Raw genomic sequence first — 18,696 nt, 5'->3', positions numbered from 1 at the left:
TATCCATGGCGGGAGGATACGCACTCCCCTGCCGATCTGGGAGGGCTGCTGATGCGCTCGAAGAACTAGAAGGCGTTCACTCCTGCAGAGGAGCGGCACGTGGAAGCAGTAAAGCTGCTGCCATGCAGTGTCTGTAGCCGACCAGGACCGAGCGACGCCCACCACATCAAGTAGGGGCAGCACTACACCACCGTGGCCTGTGCAAGGGCTGCCACCTGGGCAGTTTCAACGGCATCCACGAGCAACGCCGCATGTGGCTCGTCATGAAGATGGACGAGCTGGCCGCCCTGAACGTCACCCTTTCCCGGCTGCAGCTGAAGGAGGCCGCACGATGATTCACCTTACCCTGCCGTAAGGGCTTCACCGGCCTGTTCAATGCCGCTGGCGTGATTCCGACTGCTGCCCCGACTGGCAGCTGGACAGCTTTTACCGACTCCGAGCTGATCGTGGGTATGCTCAATCAGGCGCTGCTCAACGTGTTCAACGGCACGAACACGGCGTTGATCGCCAACACGCTGCTGCTGCCTGGTCGAAGTTCAACCTGCTCGCCACCCGCAAGATGTGCGAGCACAGCGACAAGACTATCATCCAGCGGTACCTGGAGAACAACCTGCACACCGATCTGCCCGAGACCGAGTTCAAGGCCCTGACCTTCGCGCAGGTGAAGAAGGTCGGCAGCATCGGTGAGCGCGGCATCAGCACCAACATCGTCCAGTACGACACGCTGGACACCCTGGTGGCGCTGAAGGGCAAGGGCATCACTAACGCCGGTGACCCTCAGGTGGAGGTGGCCGAGGACCTGACCGACCCGGGCCAGGTTGCCCTTCGCGCTGCGGGCGACCCCAATGTGCCGGACGCCTATGCGTTCAAGGTGGAACGCGCCGACGGTTCCATCGAGTATCGGCTGGAGGCGCGTGCGAGGGTGACCTGTCGATTCAGGCGAGAGAGCACTGGTGCTGTAGGGCGCAGCCCTCATGAGGAAATGTGAGCCCCACCGCCATCACGACGGCAGGGCTCAGTCATCAGAAGGGTGCTACTGAAAGAACAAGCCCAACTGCGCAGGCAATCCAAGACAGAGTAAGCAGGAACAGCGTCCGTGGCTTATTGGTGAACCATTCGGCATTCCGCACCCTCGCTCTATAGGAAACGATGAGCGCGATGAAGACGAGGGATGGAATGATGTACGGCCAGACAAGAGCGCCCTTGGCACCCCTTCCGATCGACAGTCCGGCCAGCATCCATACTGCAGAGCTCATCGTCAGGATCAAAAATGCCCGGATAAGAATGCCGTTTCCGTGGATCAGTCGCTCTGATCCACGTTCTATGGGGTTAGGGAGTTCACTTGGCATTGTGCACCTGAGGGAGTGTAGGAACAGCCGATTCGGAAACCAACATATACCGGTGGAGAGTTTGCGCCGATCCAACGGACACCCAGGTTGTCGAGGTGTCTTATCATCTCACCACCCGGGCCTGCCGCAAGTGGGCCCGTCGGATAAATGTACGTTTGGGAAGCTTGATCGGGGCTCGCAATATCCTTCTGCCCGTCAGGAATCACATTGCCTGCTGCGTCTCGCCCGGATCCACGGATGTATCTGTACCCGTGATCTTGATAGGTGTATTGCACGAGAATGTAAGAGCCGTCAGGGAAGGGAATAGTGGTTACGATGCTGAAGGGGCTCGGCAGCTTTGTGATGTTGACGGCTTGAGAGAAGCCTGAAACGAGAACACGAAGGGTCTCTCCCACAAACCGCAAAGGCCCGAGATTGTCGTAGGATAGTGTTTTCGCAATAGCCGCCTCACGCCAAGCCGGTGTCGTCACCGCATCCATTGCATTCATCGGGTAGGTCTGAGGTGGATCGGCGAGTGGTATAGCCTGGGTGGGCGCTGCGGCGATCGCGCCACCGAATGAGTTGAGCGCAGCGCGGCTGTCATATACAGGCGCTTGGACTCTAACCGTCTCAGACCGGCCATTCGCGTCGTAGAGCTGCATGCCCGCATTGAACATTGCTTGTTCGTCCGCAGTCAGCATGATTTCCTTTACTTTTGTTCCGCCTGGAGCGGCAGCTGCGCGATAAAGCGGGCCGCCACTACCGGATACGTTCATGTGGTACAGGCGTCGATTCTTGAAATCCCAGAAGTAGTAGTCTCCGTCTCCTCCTGCCTTTGACTGCATCTGACGCTTTGTCAAAGTGCAGTCATCACAGGTTATTGAGTCGATTGCGTGTGCGGAGAGGGCACTTGTGAAAAGCGATATTCCGAGAATGACCTTTGCAGCCTTCAAACGCATTTCAGTTCCTTCCTGGAGTTGTAGATTGGCGTGCAATGTAAGCGCAGCGTGAACGTGCTGGCGCTTCACTTATACTCTTCAACCAAGCGCGAGCTTTTGCCGATTTTGGCGGGAGAACTCTTTGGTCACGTAGCATGGGTTGTTGGGAAAGGTGGACATTTGCCAGCCCTGCCTCTTGGGTTCCCTGATGGGGCAGTAATCACCAGCGTCGTGTGATCGAGTGGCAATGGACCCACGCTGGTCCCAGGCACTTCGTAAGTTGCTGATTGAGCGGGCGACGAAATCCCCTCCTAAGGGGAAGGTCGACCGTTCGAATCGGGCCGGGGTCGCCAGAATCAACAACTTGCGAAAGCCGCTATATCGCCACAGGCCATATCGGGCCATCAAAAGGCGCCATTTGGTCACAGTGGTGGTAATGGCGAATCAATAGGTTGGCTTCGCCACCGCACCGTCATCGCCCTCAGGGGGAGAGGTGCTCGTAGCACTTCCAGTAGTGGCCTAGTCGGCATGCCCGGCCAGGATCTGCACCTGTCGCAACGGCACTCCGGTGATGGCCATACCGTGTTCTTGTGCACGGCGACAAGCGGATCGGATAGACAGCGAAGTACACAGCGCGCATACCGGCCCAGCGGCACCTCGCGCCACTTGCCGACTTCGTGCGCCCCCGGCCATCTTCGTCTGGATCGCCCTCAACACTTCGGCGGCCCACCTCTGCCGGGAGGCTTGGTGGGCGGCTGGAGTTGGATTGCCGCGCGGCAATTGAATCGCAATGCCGTAAGGTAATATTTCTGCCAATCCGTTCGGAATTGCGCAAGGGCGGACGCGCAGTAGAATCAGCCAACAATAACGGAGGGGATCATGCGGAAAGGAATGCTTGGTGCTGCGGCCGCAATGGCCACGTTGATCGGCTGTTCCACGGTCCCCGTCACGGAGGAAACCGCCAGGCCGGTGCCTCCTGATCGTATCTACAAGGCCGAACGCTTGGCGCCGTCACCGGACCGTAGTGCGCAGATCTACATCATGCGGGACAAGGGTTTCCATGGATCTGCCTGCACGCATGCCATCTCTCTCAACAATGAGAAGGTGATGGACATTCGCCAGTCCGAAGCCGCCACGCTGTATGTATCACCAGGCTCCTACTTCGTGAAGCTCGACACAGGTGGTGGCGCCTGCCCGAACATTTCAACGTCTCAGAACCTGACCATCAACGCGGGCGAAAGGCAGGTCTATCGAATCCTGCTGCCGTCCGATGGGAGCCTTCGCCTGACCCGCGAGCAATAACCAAGCGCGGCAGGTCATGCAACGCCATGCAGGTGCTGGGTGAGGCGGACTCGGCCGCCGATGATCGAATCGTCAATCAGGCGGAATGACGGATAGAGGCCATCTTCGACGAACCCGGTGTACCCCGTGTCGACCAGCACTACTACTGGCGCAGTGCGTCCGGGCTGGGTACCTGGCCCAGGTAGAGGCTGGATTCACGCGGCCGCAGGCCATGCAACCGGTGTCCGCCAAGCTGGGCCCGGCAAAATGTAGGCAGCGTCGGATTGTCGGTCCCGTGAAAACCGCAATCCTGTGGTAGTAAAGGCCCCAGCGGTGGCATGACGCCGCCGACAGGGGGCAACATGAAGGCGATGACCGCTGTTCTGGTTGCGGCTGTGCTTTGCGTTGGTTGTTCAACCAAGGGGGGTTCCACTGCACCCTACAACGTCTCTTTCGTTGGCCATCCTTCCCGGGCCGCCGTAGCACCACCTCTACCTCCACCTCCGCCGCCCCCCGTTGACGGTCAGGCCCAGGCGCCTGATCCCAGCGGAGTCAAGCCTCCGAGGAGGCTTCCCCGCGACGGATGGTATGAGCCTGGAGAGGAGGTGGATGACGCCTCGGACGTTGAGGAGGCGTTGCCAGCGGTACTGGCGGAATGCAAGAAGCTCATCCTCGGGATGGAGAACAAATCCGTTGATCAGCGAAAGGCGTCCCTCTGGGTGTACGGGATCGGGCTGGTCGCGGGCACGGTCATCGCACCTGCACTTACGGCGGCGAACGCTGCCAAGCACGCCGGTGCAATAGCGGGACTAAGTGCATTGGGGGGCGCCTCTGGTATGGCGGGAAAGGCGCTGGAGGACTCTGGCTTTGGGGGATCCGCGGCAATTGCTGATCGTAGAGCCGTCGCTGACGTGATTCGTCTGAAGCTCCCAGTGATCACGGATCGCAGAGAGGCGTCGCACGATCGACGGAAGGCGCTTACGGAAATGCAGGCTGCATGCTTTGCCTACGATCTGACCACCCCGAAGCCCATCCAGTCGTCAACAACCGGCAAATGAACAAGGAAGGGCCCGCTCTCCGACGGGCCCTTCTCTTCTACACCCCGCGTTAAGTTCGCTGCCGTCACTTTGCTCCGGGTCATGCGGTACGACATGCTGGATACCTTGCTGGGCTCGCCCGCGCCCGCGCCGGCGGCGGATGGCTGGACGTTGCCATGGCGCCCACAATGCATCTCTACTACCGGCAACGCGTAATTGAGGTTCGCGATGAGTTGCCGAAGTACCTTGATGGCTGGGACGGCCCTATCTACCTGCAGGGCTGAAGCTGCGACTGTGATGGTGCAAGGGCATTGTCGCCGTACAACATTCAACGGCTGCCGCGCAGCGTGACGGCGCTGTGCGGGCCGCTCACGATCAGTGGACCAGACCACACAGGCATCCTCATGCCCGCACAGTTGCAACCGGTCCAACCACTGCACTACCCACGTATCGCTGGCTGGCTCGATTCGCTTGCAGCGACGCAACGCTGGGCCGGCCCAGGCGTTGCCTTTCCGCTGCTGCCCGAAGCGTTCGCACAGACGCTTGAACTGGCCTAGCGACCGGGTTAGGTGCTGCTGGACGGGGAGGGCGCGTGCTTGGGGTTCGGCCAGTACTGGTTGACCGCGCCCGGCACCGCCCGCCTGGGCCGCATCATTGTTTCGCCGCAGGCGCGTGGGCGCGGCCTGGGGCGGGTGCTGGTGCAGTTGTTGAGTGCCGAGGGCCTGCGGTCGCCTGGAGTGCAGCGCCTGACCCTGCGCGTCTACCGTGACAATGTCGCAGCGGTGGCCCTCTACCGCGATCTCGGCTTCCAGCCGGTGGAAGACGCTTCGACGCCGGAACTGCTGTTCATGCAGCGCAGCGGGGTCTGATCCAGCTTCAGCGTCGGCTACTGCGGGTGGGGGCGGTATCTTGATCATTCCGGTACTTTTCACAGGTCTGGCGCCGGGCCCGATATGCTGGGCCCCGGAATCCCGCCGGATCAGCCCGTGGACCGCATTCCCCAGCTTCTGGAACAGGACGAATCCATGCGCCTGGAGGTCAGCACGCTGGCGGAAGGCTTGGGTGTTCCGCTGTCGTTCGGGCACGCGTATCTGGCGGTGCTGGTGTGCGTGTCCGGGCGTGCGCGGTTCGCACTGAACTTCCGCGAAGTGGCGGTGCAGCGGCACGACGTACTGGTGCTGGCGGAGGATACGCTGGCGCTGCTGCGGCAGCGTTCGCGCCGCTTCCTTGCGGTGGCCTGCCTGGTGCCGAAAGCGCTGGCATCGGAGGTGGCCTATGTGCTGCCCAATGCACTGTTCAAGTTCCTGCACGAGCACCCCCATTGTGTGCCGTCACCGCTGGAGGTGCCGCTGCTGCAGGGTTGGCTGCAGCAGTTGATGGATGCCCAGCACAACGGTGGCCGCCATCGGCACGTGATGCTGCGCAACCTGCTGCAGACCTTTTTCCTGAAGTTCGCCACACTGCTCCCGGCATACTACGAGGCGGCGCCGCAGGTCGGCCGGCGCGAGCGCCTGGCCTGGAGCTTCTGGGAACTGGTCGGCCAGCGCAGCACGCGCCAACGCGACGTGCAGTCCTACGCCGAGGCGCTGTGCATTACCCCGTTCTATCTCTCGCAGGTGACCCGGGAATGCTTCGGCGAAACGCCGAAGGCGTTGATCGACCGCCAGGTGGTGCTGGAGATCAAGGCGCTGCTGAACTACAGCGAACTGCCGATCGGACGCATCGCCGAACGCCTGTGTTTCGAGGACGCGTCCTACCTGTGCCGCTATTTCCGGCGGCACACCGGCCAATCGCTGACCGGCTACCGCCGGGCGGGGCAGGGCGGTATCAGTGCGATACGAACAAGGGCGCCGGTACTTCGGCAAGCAGATCCTCGGTGACCCCGCCGAGCACGCGTTCGACCACGCGACTGCGGCTGTAGGGCCCCAGCACCAGCAGATCGGCTTCGGCATCAAGTACATGCTGGCGAATGGTGGCAGCTACGCCCCCTTGGCTGGAGCTGATCGCCTGGATCTCCACTTCAACGCCGTGCCGCGCCAGATGCTGGGCCATTTCAGCGCCGGGTGCCGCTTCAGCCTTGGGCGTGTCGACCATCAGCAGGTGCACGGCCTGCGCCCGGGCCAGCAGAGGCAGGGCATCTGCCACCGCACGACGGGCCTGCTTGCTGGCATTCCAGGCCACCACGATACGCCGGCCGACCTGCTCGCCCTTCCAGTGCGGCGGCACCAGCAGCATCGGTACCCCGGTCTGGCGAAGCGTGCCCAGTGGATGCCAGCCGGAGGGCGCGCCTGGTGTGTGCGGATAGCCGGCGATGATCAGGTCGCAGTACAGCGACTGCAGCGCCAGGTCGGCGCCACCCAGGTAGTCCGAGACGATGCGCAGTTCGGTGCTGATCTGCAGCGGCTCGGACACGGCACGCAGGTTCTGCATCAGCTGTGCGGTGCAGGCGGCATCCGCGCGGGCCTCGTGGTCCAGCGCGGCGGCGATGCCGGCACCGCGCGCGAAGCCGTTGGCGATGTCGGTGGGATGCAGGGCCGTGGAGACTGCGACCAGATGCGCCTGCTGGGCCTGCGCCAGGTCGGCGGCGATGTTGAGAACGCGGTGCCCGGTGTCGCTGGCGTCGAACAGCACGGCGATATCGCGTAGTGGGTGCAGCATGGCGTTGTCTCCCTCGATGCCTGTGACGCGTTCCCTGCCGTGCACCGACCCGGGTGCACCGGACGCACCGCTGTTGTAGCGCATTCGTGATTCGTGTGAATCATATTTGATTCAGTTTATTAATTGATGATTCATGCTAGCGTGAGGGTCAGCCCACACCCCCTCGCTTTTCATGCGACCTGCCGCAGCACGTACACGACGCGACCTGCCCCATGCGCTGGCGGCCACCCTGGTCAGCCATCCACGCTGCACCCTCAGCGAACTCGCGCGCGGGGCGGGCATCAGCCGCGCGACCCTGTACCGGTTTGCGCCTACCCGGGAGGCGATCGACGAGGCCCTGTTCGCAGCCGGTTTCGAGCGCGTGGAAGCGGCGGCGGCCTGGTTCGACCAGGGCGGTGATGCACGCCACGTGCTGGAGCAGGTCACCGCCACGCTGCTGGCGGACTGGGAGCTGGTGACGCTGCTGTTCGCACGGATGATGGAAGAACAGCAGCGCCTGGGCGACCTGCACCTGCTGCCGGAGCGCTGGGCGCCGATCGGCGAGCGCTTCGAGGCCTTCTTCCTGCGGGGTCAGGCGGCCGGGGAGTTCAACGTCGGTTTCACCGCGGTGTGGCTCGCGGACTTCTACTGGAGCTGTTTCTACGGCATCACCTGGTCACTGGCACGCGGTCGGCTTGCGCCGGCAGCGGCAGCCTCTACGCTGCTGGCGTCGTTCCAGCGGGGGGCGATGATGGGTTGACCGCAGGGGTTTCCTGCGGGGGCGCCGTGGCTTACGCCTGCCTGAGCAACTGCACCAGTTGGCGCAGGCGATAGGGCTTGGGCAGGAACTCCACCTGCTCGGGCAGCGGCGGCAGCTGCGAACGGGCATAGCCGGACGAGAGGATCATCCTTGCCTGCGGCTGTTCGCGTGCCACATGCTCGCTCAGCTCGATGCCGGACATGCCGTTGGGCATGCTGACGTCGCTGAACACCACGTCGAAACGTGCTTCGCCCTTGAGCAGTTCCGCCGCCTCGTGGCCATCGGCGGTCGTGGCCACATCGATGCCGAGGTCGCGCAGGGCCAGGCCGATCATTTCACGCAGATCGGTCTGGTCTTCCACCATCAGTACGCGGATCGGGTCATCGGTCATCGGCAGGGTCCTCCATTGCGGGTAGCAGCAGGCTGACCGTGGTGCCGACACCGGGCGTGGTGGACACGTCGACGAAGCCGCCGCTCTGGGTAGTGAATCCGAACACCTGGCTCAGGCCCAGGCCGCTGCCTTTGCCGATGTCCTTGGTGGTGAAGAAGGGCTCGGTGGCCCGTTCGGCGATGTCGGCCGCCATCCCGTGGCCTTCATCGCAGACGCTGAGGGTGACATAGCCACGTTGCAGCGTGGAGTCCGCGTCCGGGTCGAGGCGATGCTCCAGCGCGGTGCCGATCAGGATGCGGCCGCCTTCAAGGGTAGCATCGGCGGCATTGGCGACCAGATTGGCCAGCGCCGTCTGCAGCTGCAGCGCATCGGTGTTGACCGCAGGCAGGCCGGGTGCCAGCTGGGCATCCAGCATCACCGTGGACGGGCAGGCGCGTTGCAGGTCCGGCAGCCACTGCTGTATCAGCACATTGATATCCAGTGGTTCGCGGATCAGGGTCTGGCCAGTGCTGAACGCCAGCAGCTGGCGGGTCAGCAGCGCACCACGATCGGTCGCGCTCTGCGCGGCATCGAGCAGCTCGGCGGCGCGCGCATCGTCACCGCCAACGCGCAGGGACAGCAGGTCCAGTGCGTTGCCGATGGTGGTCAGCAGGTTGTTGAACTCGTGCGACAGGCCGCGGCTGAGTCGGCCGACGGTCTCGAACTGTTGGGTATTGCGCAGCGCTCGTTGGGCATCACGCAGCAGGCGCTGTGCCTGCCACTGCTCGGTGATGTCGCGGGTGATCTTGACGAAGCCGAGCAGCTCACCCGCTTCAACCACCGGCTCGATGACAACACTGGCACGGAATGACGAGCCATCGCGGCGTACCCGCCAGCCCTCATTGGCAACGTGGCCATGCTGCGCTGCATGACGGAGCAGGCGTTGCGGTTCTCCTGCCTCGCGGTCGGCGGCCAGGTAGAAGCGACCAAAGTGGGTGCCCACCACTTCATCGGCTGAATAGCCCTTGATGCGCTCCGCACCCGGGTTCCAGCTGCAGACGATGCCATCCGGATCAAGCAGGTACAGCGCATGGTCGCGCACGCTGTCGATCAGCAGTCGCAGTTGGCGGGAAGGGTCCGTCAGCACGGACGTCGTAGAGGCGGCAGCGTCCACGTAAAAATAAGTGTTACCCCTGTGAGGGACGTGAAGCTAGGCATTCAAGTGTGAAGGAGGTGTGGAGGCGGGACACGTGCCATTTGTCCTGTGCGGCTGAATACGACACGGAGTACCATCACCCACCCTTTTTGTTCTGGAACCGACTTGCATGCGTCCTGGTGCGACTACGCGTGACCGCTGGATCTGGATGACTTCCGCCGTGCTGCTGGCTGCGACCATCGCATTGGAGCTGGTGGTACCGCTCGGTTATGCAGTATGGCTGGCGTATTTCCTGGCCGTGGGCGTCACGGTGTTCCAGCGCAGTGCGCGCGCGCCGTTCATCGTGGCTGTGCTCGCCTGCGTCCTGCTGGTCATCGGTTTCAACATCGCCCCGGCCAGCTCGAACTCGGCGTTCTCGCTGGTCAACCGAAGCATCGGTGGTTGTGCGTTCCTGATGATCGCGCTGATCGTTTCCCGCGCGATCCAGGCACGCCGGGACGCAATGCGGGCGTTGTGGCTGCAGGAGGCCGAGAACGCGGTAGCGATGAGCCTGCGCGGCGACCTCGGCCCGGAGCAGATTGCCGAGGCGGCAGCCACCAGCCTGGGCGCGCAACTGGAGGCCGACGTCGGCGCCGTGTACCGGCTGGAAGGCGGACGACTGCAGCTGACCGGCGGCCTGGCGTTGCCGTCTGGCATGCCGGCGTCGCTGGCATTGCAGGAGGGCGTAGCCGGGCAGGTGGCGCGGGATGAGTGCATCCGTCACCTGGAGGGCAGCGACGACGCCGTACTTGAACTGCAGACCAGCCTGGGGCGGTTGCCGGTGCGCGAGCGCATCCTGGCGCCGATCAGCAGTGACGGCACCGTGGTAGGCATCGTCGAGCTGGGACGCGCCCGGGCGGGTGCGCAGCGCGACCTGGATCGCGAGCTGCTGGAGCGCTGCGCCGAGACCATCGGCATGGCGCTGCGTGCATCGCTGCTGCGCGCACAACTGGTGGTGCTGCTGGAGGAATCGCAGCGCCAGGGCGAGGAGCTGCAGGCCCAGCAGGAAGAGCTGCGCGTGGCCAATGAGGAACTGGAAGAGCAGAGCCGCAGCCTGCTGCAGTCGCAGAGCCATCTGGAAGAACAGCAGGCCGAGCTGGAACAGAGCAACGTCCAGCTGGAAGAGCGGACCCACGAGCTGGAGGCGCAGAAGCAGGCACTGCTGGTCGCGCAGAGCCAGCTGGTGCGCAACAGCAACGAACTGGCCGCGACATCGCGCTACAAGTCCGAGTTCCTGGCCAACATGTCGCACGAACTGCGCACGCCGCTGAACAGCTCGCTGATCCTGGCCAAGCTGCTGGCCGACAACAAGGACGGCACGCTCACCGAAGAACAGGTGAAGTATGCGCGTGCGATCCTGTCGTCCAACAACGATCTGCTGGCGCTGATCAACGACATCCTGGACCTGTCGCGCATCGAGGCCGGCCACGTCGAGCTGGCCGATGAAGTGGTGGTGACCGACAGCGTGCTGCAGCGCCTGCGCGAGACTTTCGAGCCGATGGCGCGGCAGAAGGGCCTGGCCCTGCAGATCGAGGCCGACGCGCTGGCGCCGAGCCAGCTGGTGGTCGACAGCCAGCGCCTGCAGCAGATCCTGAAGAACCTGCTGGCCAATGCGGTGAAGTTCACCGAGCATGGAAAGGTCAGCCTGCACGTGCGCGCGGCCGGCCAGGGGCGCATCCGTTTCGAGGTCTGCGACAGCGGTATCGGCATTGCCCGCGAGCAGCTGCAGGTCATCTTCGAAGCCTTCCGCCAGGCCGATGGCAGCACCCGTCGCCGCTACGGTGGCACCGGCCTGGGGCTGTCGATCTCGCGCGATCTGGCCGAGCGCATGGGCGGCAGCATCCAGGTCGACAGCGAACCGGGCCGTGGCAGCTGCTTCATTCTGGAACTGCCGTTGCAGGGCGCGCCCGCCTCGAACGCCGCTGACATCGCCGCAGCCCCCGTGGCTTCGCCTGTCGCGGCCGCTGTGCCGGCGATGCAGGTGCCAGCAAGGGCTCCGGTGGCGCCGACGACGACGGTGCCCAGCGTGGCCGACGACCGCGGTCGTCGCCAGCACCCGGGCCGCCTGATCCTGGCCGTCGAGGACGACGCCACGTTCGCCGAAGCGCTGGTGGCCCTGGCCCATGAACTGGATTTCGACTGCGTGGTGGCCGGGACGGCCGAAGAGGCGCTGGCCCTGGCCGGCGAACTTCGACCGAACGGCATCCTGCTCGATATCGGCCTGCCGGACGTGTCCGGCCTGAGCGTGCTGGAGCGCCTGAAGCGCAACCCCGATACCCGCCATATTCCTGTGCACGTGGTCTCGGCAACGGACCGCAGCCAGGTGGCGCGCGAGCTTGGCGCGATCGGGTTTGCGATCAAGCCGACCACGCGCGAGCGCCTGGTAAGCGCCATCGAGCAGCTGGAACAGACCAGCCAGCGCGACGTGCGGCGCCTGCTGATCGTCGAGGACGACAGCGAACTGCGCCACAACCTGGAACTGCTGCTGGGCCGTGATCAGCTGCAGATCGTCGCCGTGGGAACGCTTGCTGGCGCGCTGGAGCAGCTCAGCACGGTCACCTTTGATTGCATGGTGATGGACCTGTCACTGCCTGACGGCAGCGGCTACGACCTGCTCGAACACATGGCCGGCAACGATGACGTCGGCTTCCCGCCGGTGATCGTCTATACCGGTCGCGCGCTCGGTCGCGAGGAAGAACAGCGCCTGCGTCGCTATTCCAAGAGCATCATCATCAAGGGCGCACGTTCGCCCGAACGCCTGCTGGATGAAGTCACCCTGTTCCTGCACAGCGTGGAAGCCAGCCTGCCCACCGACCAGCAGCGCCTGCTGCGCGAGGCGCGCCGTCGCGACACCGTGCTTGATGGACGCACCGTGCTGCTGGCCGAGGACGACGTGCGCAACATCTTTGCGCTGTCCAGCGTGCTCGAGCCGCTGGGCGTGACGCTGGAGATCGCGCGCAATGGGCAGGAGGCAGTGGACCGCCTGGCCGAGCGCGAAGTCGACCTGGTGCTGATGGACATCATGATGCCGGAGAAGGATGGCCTGGCCGCGATGCGCGAGATCCGCGCGCAGCGTCACCTGCAGGACCTCCCGATCATCGCGCTGACTGCCAAGGCCATGCCGGACGACCGTGAGCGTTGCCTGCAGGCGGGCGCCAACGATTACATCGCCAAGCCCATCGACGTCGACAAGCTGGTCTCGCTGTGCCGGGTCTGGTGCTCGCGGCAATGAACGAACAGGCGCTGTTCGACCTCGAACTGAAGGTCCTGCTGGAGGCGCTGTACCAGCGCTACCACTACGATTTCCGCAGCTATGCGGTGTCGTCGCTGCGCCGACGCATGCGCCAGGCGATGCAGCGCTATGAGTGCGAGCGGCTGGTCGACCTGCAGTACCGGCTGCTGCACGAGCCGGACCTGTTCGCCCAGGCCATGCAGTTCTTCACTGTGCAGGTCTCGGAGATGTTCCGTGACCCTGCGTATTTCCGTGAGCTGCGCGAGCAGGTGGTGCCAGTGCTGCGTACCTATCCCTCGGTGAAGCTGTGGGTGGCCGGCTGCAGCACGGGCGAGGAAGTGTGGTCGCTGGCGATCCTGCTGCATGAGGAAGGCCTGCTCGAGCGCAGCATCGTCTATGCCACCGACATCAATCCGGCCGCGCTGGCCACCGCCGAGGCGGGCGCCTATGGCATCGACCGGATGGCCCAGTTCAGCCGCAACTACCTGGCCGCCGGTGGCACCGCGTCGCTGTCGGACTACTACGCCACCGCCTACGATGGTGCGGTGTTCGACCGCCAACTGCGCCGCAACGTGGTGTTCGCCGACCACAGCCTGGCCACCGATACCGTGTTCTCCGAAGTGCACCTGGTGTCGTGCCGCAACGTACTGATCTATTTCAACCGCGACCTGCAGGATCGTGCCGTCGGCCTGTTCCGCGAAGCGCTGGTGCACCGGGGCTTCCTTGGCCTGGGCAGCAAGGAGTCGCTGCAGTTCGGGTGTCACCACGATGCCTTCGAGGTCTGTTCGCGAGAGCACCGCCTGTACCGGAAGGTGGCCTGATGACGCTGCCGGTGCGCCCGGCCGTGCTGGTGATCGGCGCGTCCGCCGGTGGCGTGGCGGCCCTGCAGGCGGTGCTCGGCGCACTGCCGGCGAAGCTGCCGGTACCGGTACTGGCCGTGCTGCACCTGCCGCGAGACCGCACCAGCCGCATCGCCGAGGTGCTGGCGCCGCACTGCGCGTTGCCGGTGCGCGAAGCCGAAGACAAGCAGCCGTTGCAGCCGGGCACGGTGACGTTCGCGCCGCCGGATTACCACCTGCTGGTGGAGGACGAGGGGGCGTTGGCGTTGTCGGTGGATGCACCGGTGCTGTTTTCCCGTCCGGCCATCGATCCGCTGTTCGATTCCGCTGCTGCGGTGTTCGGCGCGCAGGTATTGGCCCTGCTGCTGACCGGTGCCAGCAGTGATGGCAGCGAGGGCGTTGCCGCCGTGCGCCGTGCCGGTGGCCATGCCTGGCTGCAATGTCCCGAGGAAGCCGAGGCGTCGATGATGCCCGCTTCCGCCCTGCAGTACGCCGGCGCCGATGCCGTGCTGCCCCTTGAACTGATGTGTCGCCGCCTGAAGGAGTTGTTTGCATGAACCTGTTGCCACCGGAACCTGCGCAGTCGCAGACCCCGGTCAACCTGCTGATCGTCGATGACGTGCCGCAGAACCTGGTAGCCATGCAGGCCCTGCTGCAGCGCGAAGGGGTCAACCTGCTGCTGGCCGGCTCGGGCGCGCAGGCGTTGGAGCTGCTGCTCGAGCACGAGGTGGCATTGGCCCTGCTTGACGTGCACATGCCGGAGATCGATGGCTTCACCCTGGCCGAACTGATGCGCGGTTCGCATCGCAGCCGCGACGTGCCGATCATCTTCCTGACCGCCTCTCCGGATGATCCCCTGCGCGTGTTCAAGGGCTACGAAAGCGGTGCGGTCGATTTCCTGCACAAGCCGGTGGCGCCGCAGGTGATCCTGAGCAAGGTCAACGTCTTCATCGAGCTGTACCAGCAGCGGCAGCTGCTGAAGGCGCGCAACGAGGCACTGGAGCGGGCGCTGAAGCTCAACGAGACGATGGCTGCCGTTTTGACCCACGACCTGCGCACGCCGTTGTCGGCGATCCTGCTGTGTGCCGACAAGCTGGCGCTGGAGCTTCCGGAAGACAACGCAGGCGCGCAGCAGACCCTGCAGTACCTGGAAGCCAGCACCCTGCGGATGGCGCGGATGGTCGAGCAGCTGCTGGATTTCTCGCGGATCCGCAGCGGTGGCCTGAGGCTGGAGGCAAGTGCCTGCGATCTGGCCGACGTGACGCGCGCGGTAGTCGCCGAGGCGGGCAGCGCGCATGGGGCGGACCGGATCCACCTGGACCTGCAGGGAGACACGCGGCTGCAGGGCGATCTGGATCGCCTTGGCCAGGTCGCCGCCAACCTGGTCGGCAATGCGCTGACCCATGGCAGCGAGGCGAGGGTGGAGGTGGATGGGCGCGACCCGCGCGGCGTACTGCTGCGGGTCAGCAACGCCGGCCGGATCGATGACGCGCTGTTGCCGCGACTGTTCGAACCGTTCAAGGCCAGCTTCCACCAGAGCAAGGGCCTGGGCCTGGGCCTGTACATCGTCGATCAGTTCGTCCGCGCGCACGGCGGGCGCATTGCGGCCCGCAACGAAGCGGGCCAGGTGGTGTTCGAGGCAATGCTGCCACGGCGCTGCGACGGCACGGTCTTGGCGGCAACCTGAACGCTTCAGCCAGCATCCCGGCGGACTGAGACGGACTGGTCCGCAACTGCCAGCGTGGGCGCCTATTCTCGCCAGCTTTCCTGCAGTGACTGGTCCGGATTCTCCCGGCGCCTGCAGGGCGATCGTTCGGCACCGACGCCAGTGGACCTGCTCGATCAGGTGGTGCAGCCGGCGCTGCACGCAGGCTGATGGTCTGCGCCGGATTCAGCGCGAAGCAGCACCGCAGTACGCCGCATGCAGCGCCTGCAGCACGCCCAGTGCGGGCCCTTCAAGGATCCGGTAGTGGATCGCCTGCGCTTCGCGCCGGGTCGCCACGATATCCAGTCCGCGCAGCACCGCCAGATGCTGTGACAATGCCGATGCGCTCAGGCCGGTCAGTGCCTGCAGTTCCGGTACCGGCGCTTCACCTTCCACCAGGCGGCACAGCACCCGCAGCCGGGCCGGGTGGGCCAGGCTTTTGAGCAGCGTGGCTGCCTGCGACGCGTGTTCGGCCATCGCGGCGCTGTCGAGCTGGGTCCGGGCCATGGTTGACCAGTTTATTTAGAATGATCTAATTTAGAATAATCTAAACCAATGGGCAATCCCATGTACGGCAGCGAAGAGGGCAGGGCATGAACCTGCCATGGAGTGCGGCGGCAGGTGGTGCGTTGATCGGCGCCGCCGTGGTGCTGTTGCTCGCCACCATCGGACGCGTGGCGGGCATCAGCGGCATCACCGCAGGCAGCCTGCGCGCAGGCAAGGGCGAGCGTGCCTGGCGCTGGGCCTTCCTGGCCGGCCTGACCGCATCGGCGGGGCTGGTGCTGTGGTGGCAATCGGTGCCCGAGGCATCGCCGCGTGCGCTGCTGCGTGATGCGCTGCCGGCATGGCAGTTGATGGGAGCCGGCCTGCTGGTCGGCTTCGGTACGCGGCTGGGCAATGGCTGCACCAGCGGTCACGGTGTGTGCGGCATGGCCCGCGCTTCGAAGCGATCGCTGGCGGCCGTGCTGGTGTTCATGGCCTGCGCGATGCTGACCACCTTCCTGGTCCGTCATGGCGGAGGCCCAACATGAGCCGCGCAGTCTGGGCCGCCGGCGCGGCGGGCGCATTGTTTGGCATGGGGTTGGCGCTTTCGGGAATGACCGACGCGCGTCGTGTCCTCGGCGTCCTCGACATCACCGGTGACTTCGATCCCACGCTGCTGTGGGTGCTGGGCTCGGCGCTGCTGGTCAGCGCGATCGGGCAGCGGTGGGTGTTGCGGCGACAGCAGCCGCTGTACGCAGACCGCTTCCGGCTGCCTGTTACCCGGCGTGTGGATGCTCGCCTGCTGCTGGGTGCCGCGCTGTTCGGGATCGGCTGGGGCTGCGCGGGCTATTGCCCAGGCCCGGCCATCGCCGGGGTGGCCGTGGCGTCGCGCGAAGCCCTGTGGTTCGTGCCTTCGATGCTTGCAGGATTCTGGCTGCACGACCGCTTCGTCCGTTGAGGCTTTCACCCCTGTCTCACCCTGCCTGGGGTCCTATCTTCGGATCACGGGGAAAAGGAGTGCAACGACATGGCACGGATGAAGTGGATGGGAAGGGGAATGCTGGCGGTCGCGCTGGCCGCAGCCGTGGCACCGGCACTGGCCTGCACGCGCGCGGTGTACCTGGGTGACAACGGCGATGTGATCACCGCGCGCTCGATGGACTGGAAGGTCGATGTGGCGACCAACCTCTACATACTGCCGCGCGGCATTGCGCGCACCGGCCAGGCCGGCCCGAAGTCGCTGGCGTGGACCGCGCGCTACGGCTCGGTGGTGGCCACCGGCTACGACGTGTCGACCACCGATGGCATGAACGAAAAGGGCCTGGTGGCCAACCTGCTGTGGCTGGTCGAATCGGAGTATCCGCAGCAGCGTGGCAACAAGCCGGGCCTGGCGATTTCGCTGTGGGCGCAGTATGTGCTGGACAACTTCGCTACCGTGGAAGAGGCGGTCGCCGCGTTGAAGCGCGAGCCGTACGCGATCGTCACCGACAAGGTGCCCGGTGAAGATCGGCAGGCGACGCTGCACCTGTCGCTGTCCGATGCCAGCGGCGACAGTGCCATCGTCGAGTACATCGGCGGCCGCCAGGTGATCCACCATGACCGGCGCTACCAGGTGATGACCAATTCGCCGATCTTCGAGCAGCAGCTGGCGCTCAACAGCTACTGGCAGCAGATCGGCGGCACGGTGATGCTGCCGGGCACCAACCGCTCTGCTGACCGTTTCGCGCGCGCCTCGTTCTACATCAACGCCATTCCCAAGGCCGAGGATCCGGTGGAGGCCCTGGCCAGTGTGTTCAGCGTGATCCGCAACGCGTCGGTGCCGTATGGCATCACCACGCCGGGTGAGCCGAACATCTCATCCACGCGCTGGCGCACCGTGGCCGACCACAAGCGGCGGCTGTACTTCTTCGAATCGGCATTGACCCCGAACACCTTCTGGGTCGATCTGAACAAGGTCGATTTCGCCGGCAAGGTGCTCAAGCTCGACCTCGGCAAGGACCAGCGCAATACCTTCGCCGGTGATGCACTGGACCAGTTCGTGCCCAGCGCACCGTTCGCCTTCCTCGGCGTCGACGGTTAGTTCGACGCCTGGCTGGAGGCCGGGTAGACCGCCTGGATCGTGCAGCTGCCGCGGGTGTACTGCGGCAGCGGGGCGATGCCTTCACCGCGCAGATCGTCTGTCTCGAATTCGGCAGTCATGATCCGATCGCCGGGATTGCCACAGATCAGGCCGTTCTGCAGGCCCGAGTGGAAGCTCAGCTGCGGCGCGCGGTCGAGCTGGCGGCAGTGGCTGCCGAGTTCGACCCGGTAGTAGCGATGGCCGCCATTGCGGCGCGGATTGGTCTCCACCAGCATGCCCTGCGGGTCGGATGACCAGGCACGCACGTTGCGCGTGGCAAAGCAGTAGGACGGTGAGCCGCCGAAGCTGCGACGCACCTCCTTGCGTTCGCGGATGGTCACGGCAGGTAGGGTAGCGGTGCGCAGGCGGTCGCTGTCGCGGGCGACGCTGGCATAGTCGCGATTCTGCAGCGGAGTGACCGCGCTGATGGTGCATCGGCGGCCGTCGACCACGACGCGTTCGCTGGGGCGGCCGCAGGCCCAGCCGGCGGGGGCTTCCAGTTTCAGCGAAGTGGCACCGCGGACGCCGGGACAATCTTCGTTGAAGTCGATCCGAAAGGCCTGGCCGGAGGCGGCGCGCAGTGCAATCGAGCGCGGTGATGCCTGCTCCACTTCCTGTACGCCGACAGCGTCCATGCAGTGCGGAGCGGGTGGCGTACGCTCCTGTGCGGAGACCGAAGCGGCGAGCGCCAGGCCGAGGCCGGTGGCGAGCGCCAGGGACACCTGCTGATGGGTCATGTCCTGCACTCCCTGCGTTGGATGACGGATCGACT

At 64.9% G+C, this 18,696-nt stretch carries 18 protein-coding genes and 1 pseudogene; 13 read left to right on the top strand and 6 right to left on the bottom strand.

Features of this window, described 5'->3' with window-relative positions:
- The first annotated feature begins 559 nt into the window (after positions 1 to 559).
- Complete coding sequence (locus tag AC5P9L_RS12520) at positions 560 to 988, top strand: hypothetical protein (RefSeq protein ID WP_180849171.1); 429 nt, start codon at positions 560 to 562, stop codon at positions 986 to 988.
- Positions 989 to 1,321: 333 nt separating this feature from the next.
- Here AC5P9L_RS12520 and AC5P9L_RS12515 read toward each other — a convergent pair whose 3' ends face one another.
- Positions 1,322 to 2,287: a hypothetical protein gene (locus AC5P9L_RS12515; protein WP_143568313.1), complete on the bottom strand. Its 966-nt coding sequence runs from the start codon at positions 2,285 to 2,287 to the stop codon at positions 1,322 to 1,324.
- An 858-nt stretch (positions 2,288 to 3,145) separates the two neighbouring features.
- On the opposite strand from AC5P9L_RS12515, the gene AC5P9L_RS12510 reads away from it, so the two are divergent.
- From AC5P9L_RS12510 to AC5P9L_RS12495, 4 genes and pseudogenes are all read left to right on the top strand, one after another.
- Entirely contained in the window at positions 3,146 to 3,568 is a 423-nt protein-coding gene (locus AC5P9L_RS12510) for a hypothetical protein (protein WP_065183935.1), read from the top strand.
- Between the two features lie 584 nt (positions 3,569 to 4,152).
- The gene (locus AC5P9L_RS12505) at positions 4,153 to 4,605 is read left to right on the top strand and encodes a hypothetical protein (protein WP_049430985.1); all 453 of its coding nucleotides are present in this window, start codon (positions 4,153 to 4,155) and stop codon (positions 4,603 to 4,605) included.
- Positions 4,606 to 4,988: 383 nt separating this feature from the next.
- A pseudogene (locus AC5P9L_RS12500) lies at positions 4,989 to 5,453 on the top strand (GNAT family N-acetyltransferase).
- Positions 5,454 to 5,570: 117 nt separating this feature from the next.
- Positions 5,571 to 6,464 carry an AraC family transcriptional regulator gene (locus AC5P9L_RS12495; protein WP_181453521.1) on the top strand — a complete coding sequence of 298 codons (894 nt, stop codon included), beginning with the start codon at positions 5,571 to 5,573 and terminating at the stop codon, positions 6,462 to 6,464.
- On the opposite strand, the gene AC5P9L_RS12490 is transcribed toward AC5P9L_RS12495, so the two are convergent.
- Positions 6,412 to 7,242 carry a universal stress protein gene (locus AC5P9L_RS12490; RefSeq protein WP_005409403.1) on the bottom strand — a complete coding sequence of 277 codons (831 nt, stop codon included), beginning with the start codon at positions 7,240 to 7,242 and terminating at the stop codon, positions 6,412 to 6,414. The genes AC5P9L_RS12495 and AC5P9L_RS12490 overlap by 53 nt on opposite strands.
- A gap of 172 nt (positions 7,243 to 7,414) precedes the next feature.
- Between AC5P9L_RS12490 and AC5P9L_RS12485 the strand changes: the two genes are divergently transcribed.
- The gene (locus AC5P9L_RS12485; protein WP_005409404.1) at positions 7,415 to 7,981 is read left to right on the top strand and encodes a TetR/AcrR family transcriptional regulator; all 567 of its coding nucleotides are present in this window, start codon (positions 7,415 to 7,417) and stop codon (positions 7,979 to 7,981) included.
- Between the two features lie 31 nt (positions 7,982 to 8,012).
- On the opposite strand, the gene AC5P9L_RS12480 is transcribed toward AC5P9L_RS12485, so the two are convergent.
- Entirely contained in the window at positions 8,013 to 8,372 is a 360-nt protein-coding gene (locus AC5P9L_RS12480; protein WP_005409405.1) for a response regulator, read from the bottom strand.
- Positions 8,362 to 9,525: a two-component system sensor histidine kinase NtrB gene (locus AC5P9L_RS12475; RefSeq protein ID WP_414715599.1), complete on the bottom strand. Its 1,164-nt coding sequence runs from the start codon at positions 9,523 to 9,525 to the stop codon at positions 8,362 to 8,364. The genes AC5P9L_RS12480 and AC5P9L_RS12475 overlap by 11 nt, the downstream gene beginning before the upstream one ends.
- 151 nt (positions 9,526 to 9,676) lie before the next feature.
- Here AC5P9L_RS12475 and AC5P9L_RS12470 point away from each other — a divergent pair, with 151 nt between their 5' ends.
- The 4 genes from AC5P9L_RS12470 to AC5P9L_RS12455 are packed head-to-tail and all read left to right on the top strand — an operon-like array spanning position 9,677 to position 15,304.
- Positions 9,677 to 12,778: a hybrid sensor histidine kinase/response regulator gene (locus tag AC5P9L_RS12470; RefSeq protein ID WP_099479024.1), complete on the top strand. Its 3,102-nt coding sequence runs from the start codon at positions 9,677 to 9,679 to the stop codon at positions 12,776 to 12,778.
- Positions 12,775 to 13,599: a CheR family methyltransferase gene (locus AC5P9L_RS12465; RefSeq protein ID WP_005409408.1), complete on the top strand. Its 825-nt coding sequence runs from the start codon at positions 12,775 to 12,777 to the stop codon at positions 13,597 to 13,599. Before AC5P9L_RS12470 ends, AC5P9L_RS12465 begins: the two co-directional genes overlap by 4 nt.
- Positions 13,599 to 14,174, top strand: a complete 576-nt coding sequence (locus AC5P9L_RS12460) for a chemotaxis protein CheB (RefSeq protein ID WP_227415221.1) — start codon at positions 13,599 to 13,601, stop codon at positions 14,172 to 14,174. The genes AC5P9L_RS12465 and AC5P9L_RS12460 overlap by 1 nt, the downstream gene beginning before the upstream one ends.
- Positions 14,171 to 15,304, top strand: coding sequence for a hybrid sensor histidine kinase/response regulator (locus tag AC5P9L_RS12455; protein ID WP_005409410.1), 1,134 nt, complete (start codon positions 14,171 to 14,173; stop codon positions 15,302 to 15,304). The genes AC5P9L_RS12460 and AC5P9L_RS12455 overlap by 4 nt, the downstream gene beginning before the upstream one ends.
- A 204-nt stretch (positions 15,305 to 15,508) precedes the next feature.
- Here AC5P9L_RS12455 and AC5P9L_RS12450 read toward each other — a convergent pair whose 3' ends face one another.
- Entirely contained in the window at positions 15,509 to 15,829 is a 321-nt protein-coding gene (locus tag AC5P9L_RS12450) for an ArsR/SmtB family transcription factor (RefSeq protein ID WP_005409412.1), read from the bottom strand.
- A gap of 86 nt (positions 15,830 to 15,915) precedes the next feature.
- On the opposite strand from AC5P9L_RS12450, the gene AC5P9L_RS12445 reads away from it, so the two are divergent.
- The 3 genes from AC5P9L_RS12445 (at position 15,916) to AC5P9L_RS12435 (ending at position 17,885) form a co-directional block, all read left to right on the top strand.
- Complete coding sequence (locus AC5P9L_RS12445) at positions 15,916 to 16,353, top strand: YeeE/YedE family protein (RefSeq protein WP_227415220.1); 438 nt, start codon at positions 15,916 to 15,918, stop codon at positions 16,351 to 16,353.
- Complete coding sequence (locus AC5P9L_RS12440; protein ID WP_227415219.1) at positions 16,350 to 16,763, top strand: DUF6691 family protein; 414 nt, start codon at positions 16,350 to 16,352, stop codon at positions 16,761 to 16,763. Before AC5P9L_RS12445 ends, AC5P9L_RS12440 begins: the two co-directional genes overlap by 4 nt.
- Before the next feature lie 69 nt (positions 16,764 to 16,832).
- The gene (locus AC5P9L_RS12435; RefSeq protein ID WP_227415218.1) at positions 16,833 to 17,885 is read left to right on the top strand and encodes a linear amide C-N hydrolase; all 1,053 of its coding nucleotides are present in this window, start codon (positions 16,833 to 16,835) and stop codon (positions 17,883 to 17,885) included.
- On the opposite strand, the gene AC5P9L_RS12430 is transcribed toward AC5P9L_RS12435, so the two are convergent.
- Positions 17,882 to 18,661: a DUF6491 family protein gene (locus AC5P9L_RS12430; RefSeq protein WP_099473053.1), complete on the bottom strand. Its 780-nt coding sequence runs from the start codon at positions 18,659 to 18,661 to the stop codon at positions 17,882 to 17,884. The genes AC5P9L_RS12435 and AC5P9L_RS12430 overlap by 4 nt on opposite strands.
- Between the last annotated feature and the right edge of the window lie 35 nt (positions 18,662 to 18,696).

This window comes from Stenotrophomonas sp. YJH_SMC_64, from assembly GCF_059371375.1.
The sequence above is the reverse complement of the archived record's forward strand: the minus strand, read 5'-3'. Positions and strand labels throughout refer to the sequence as shown.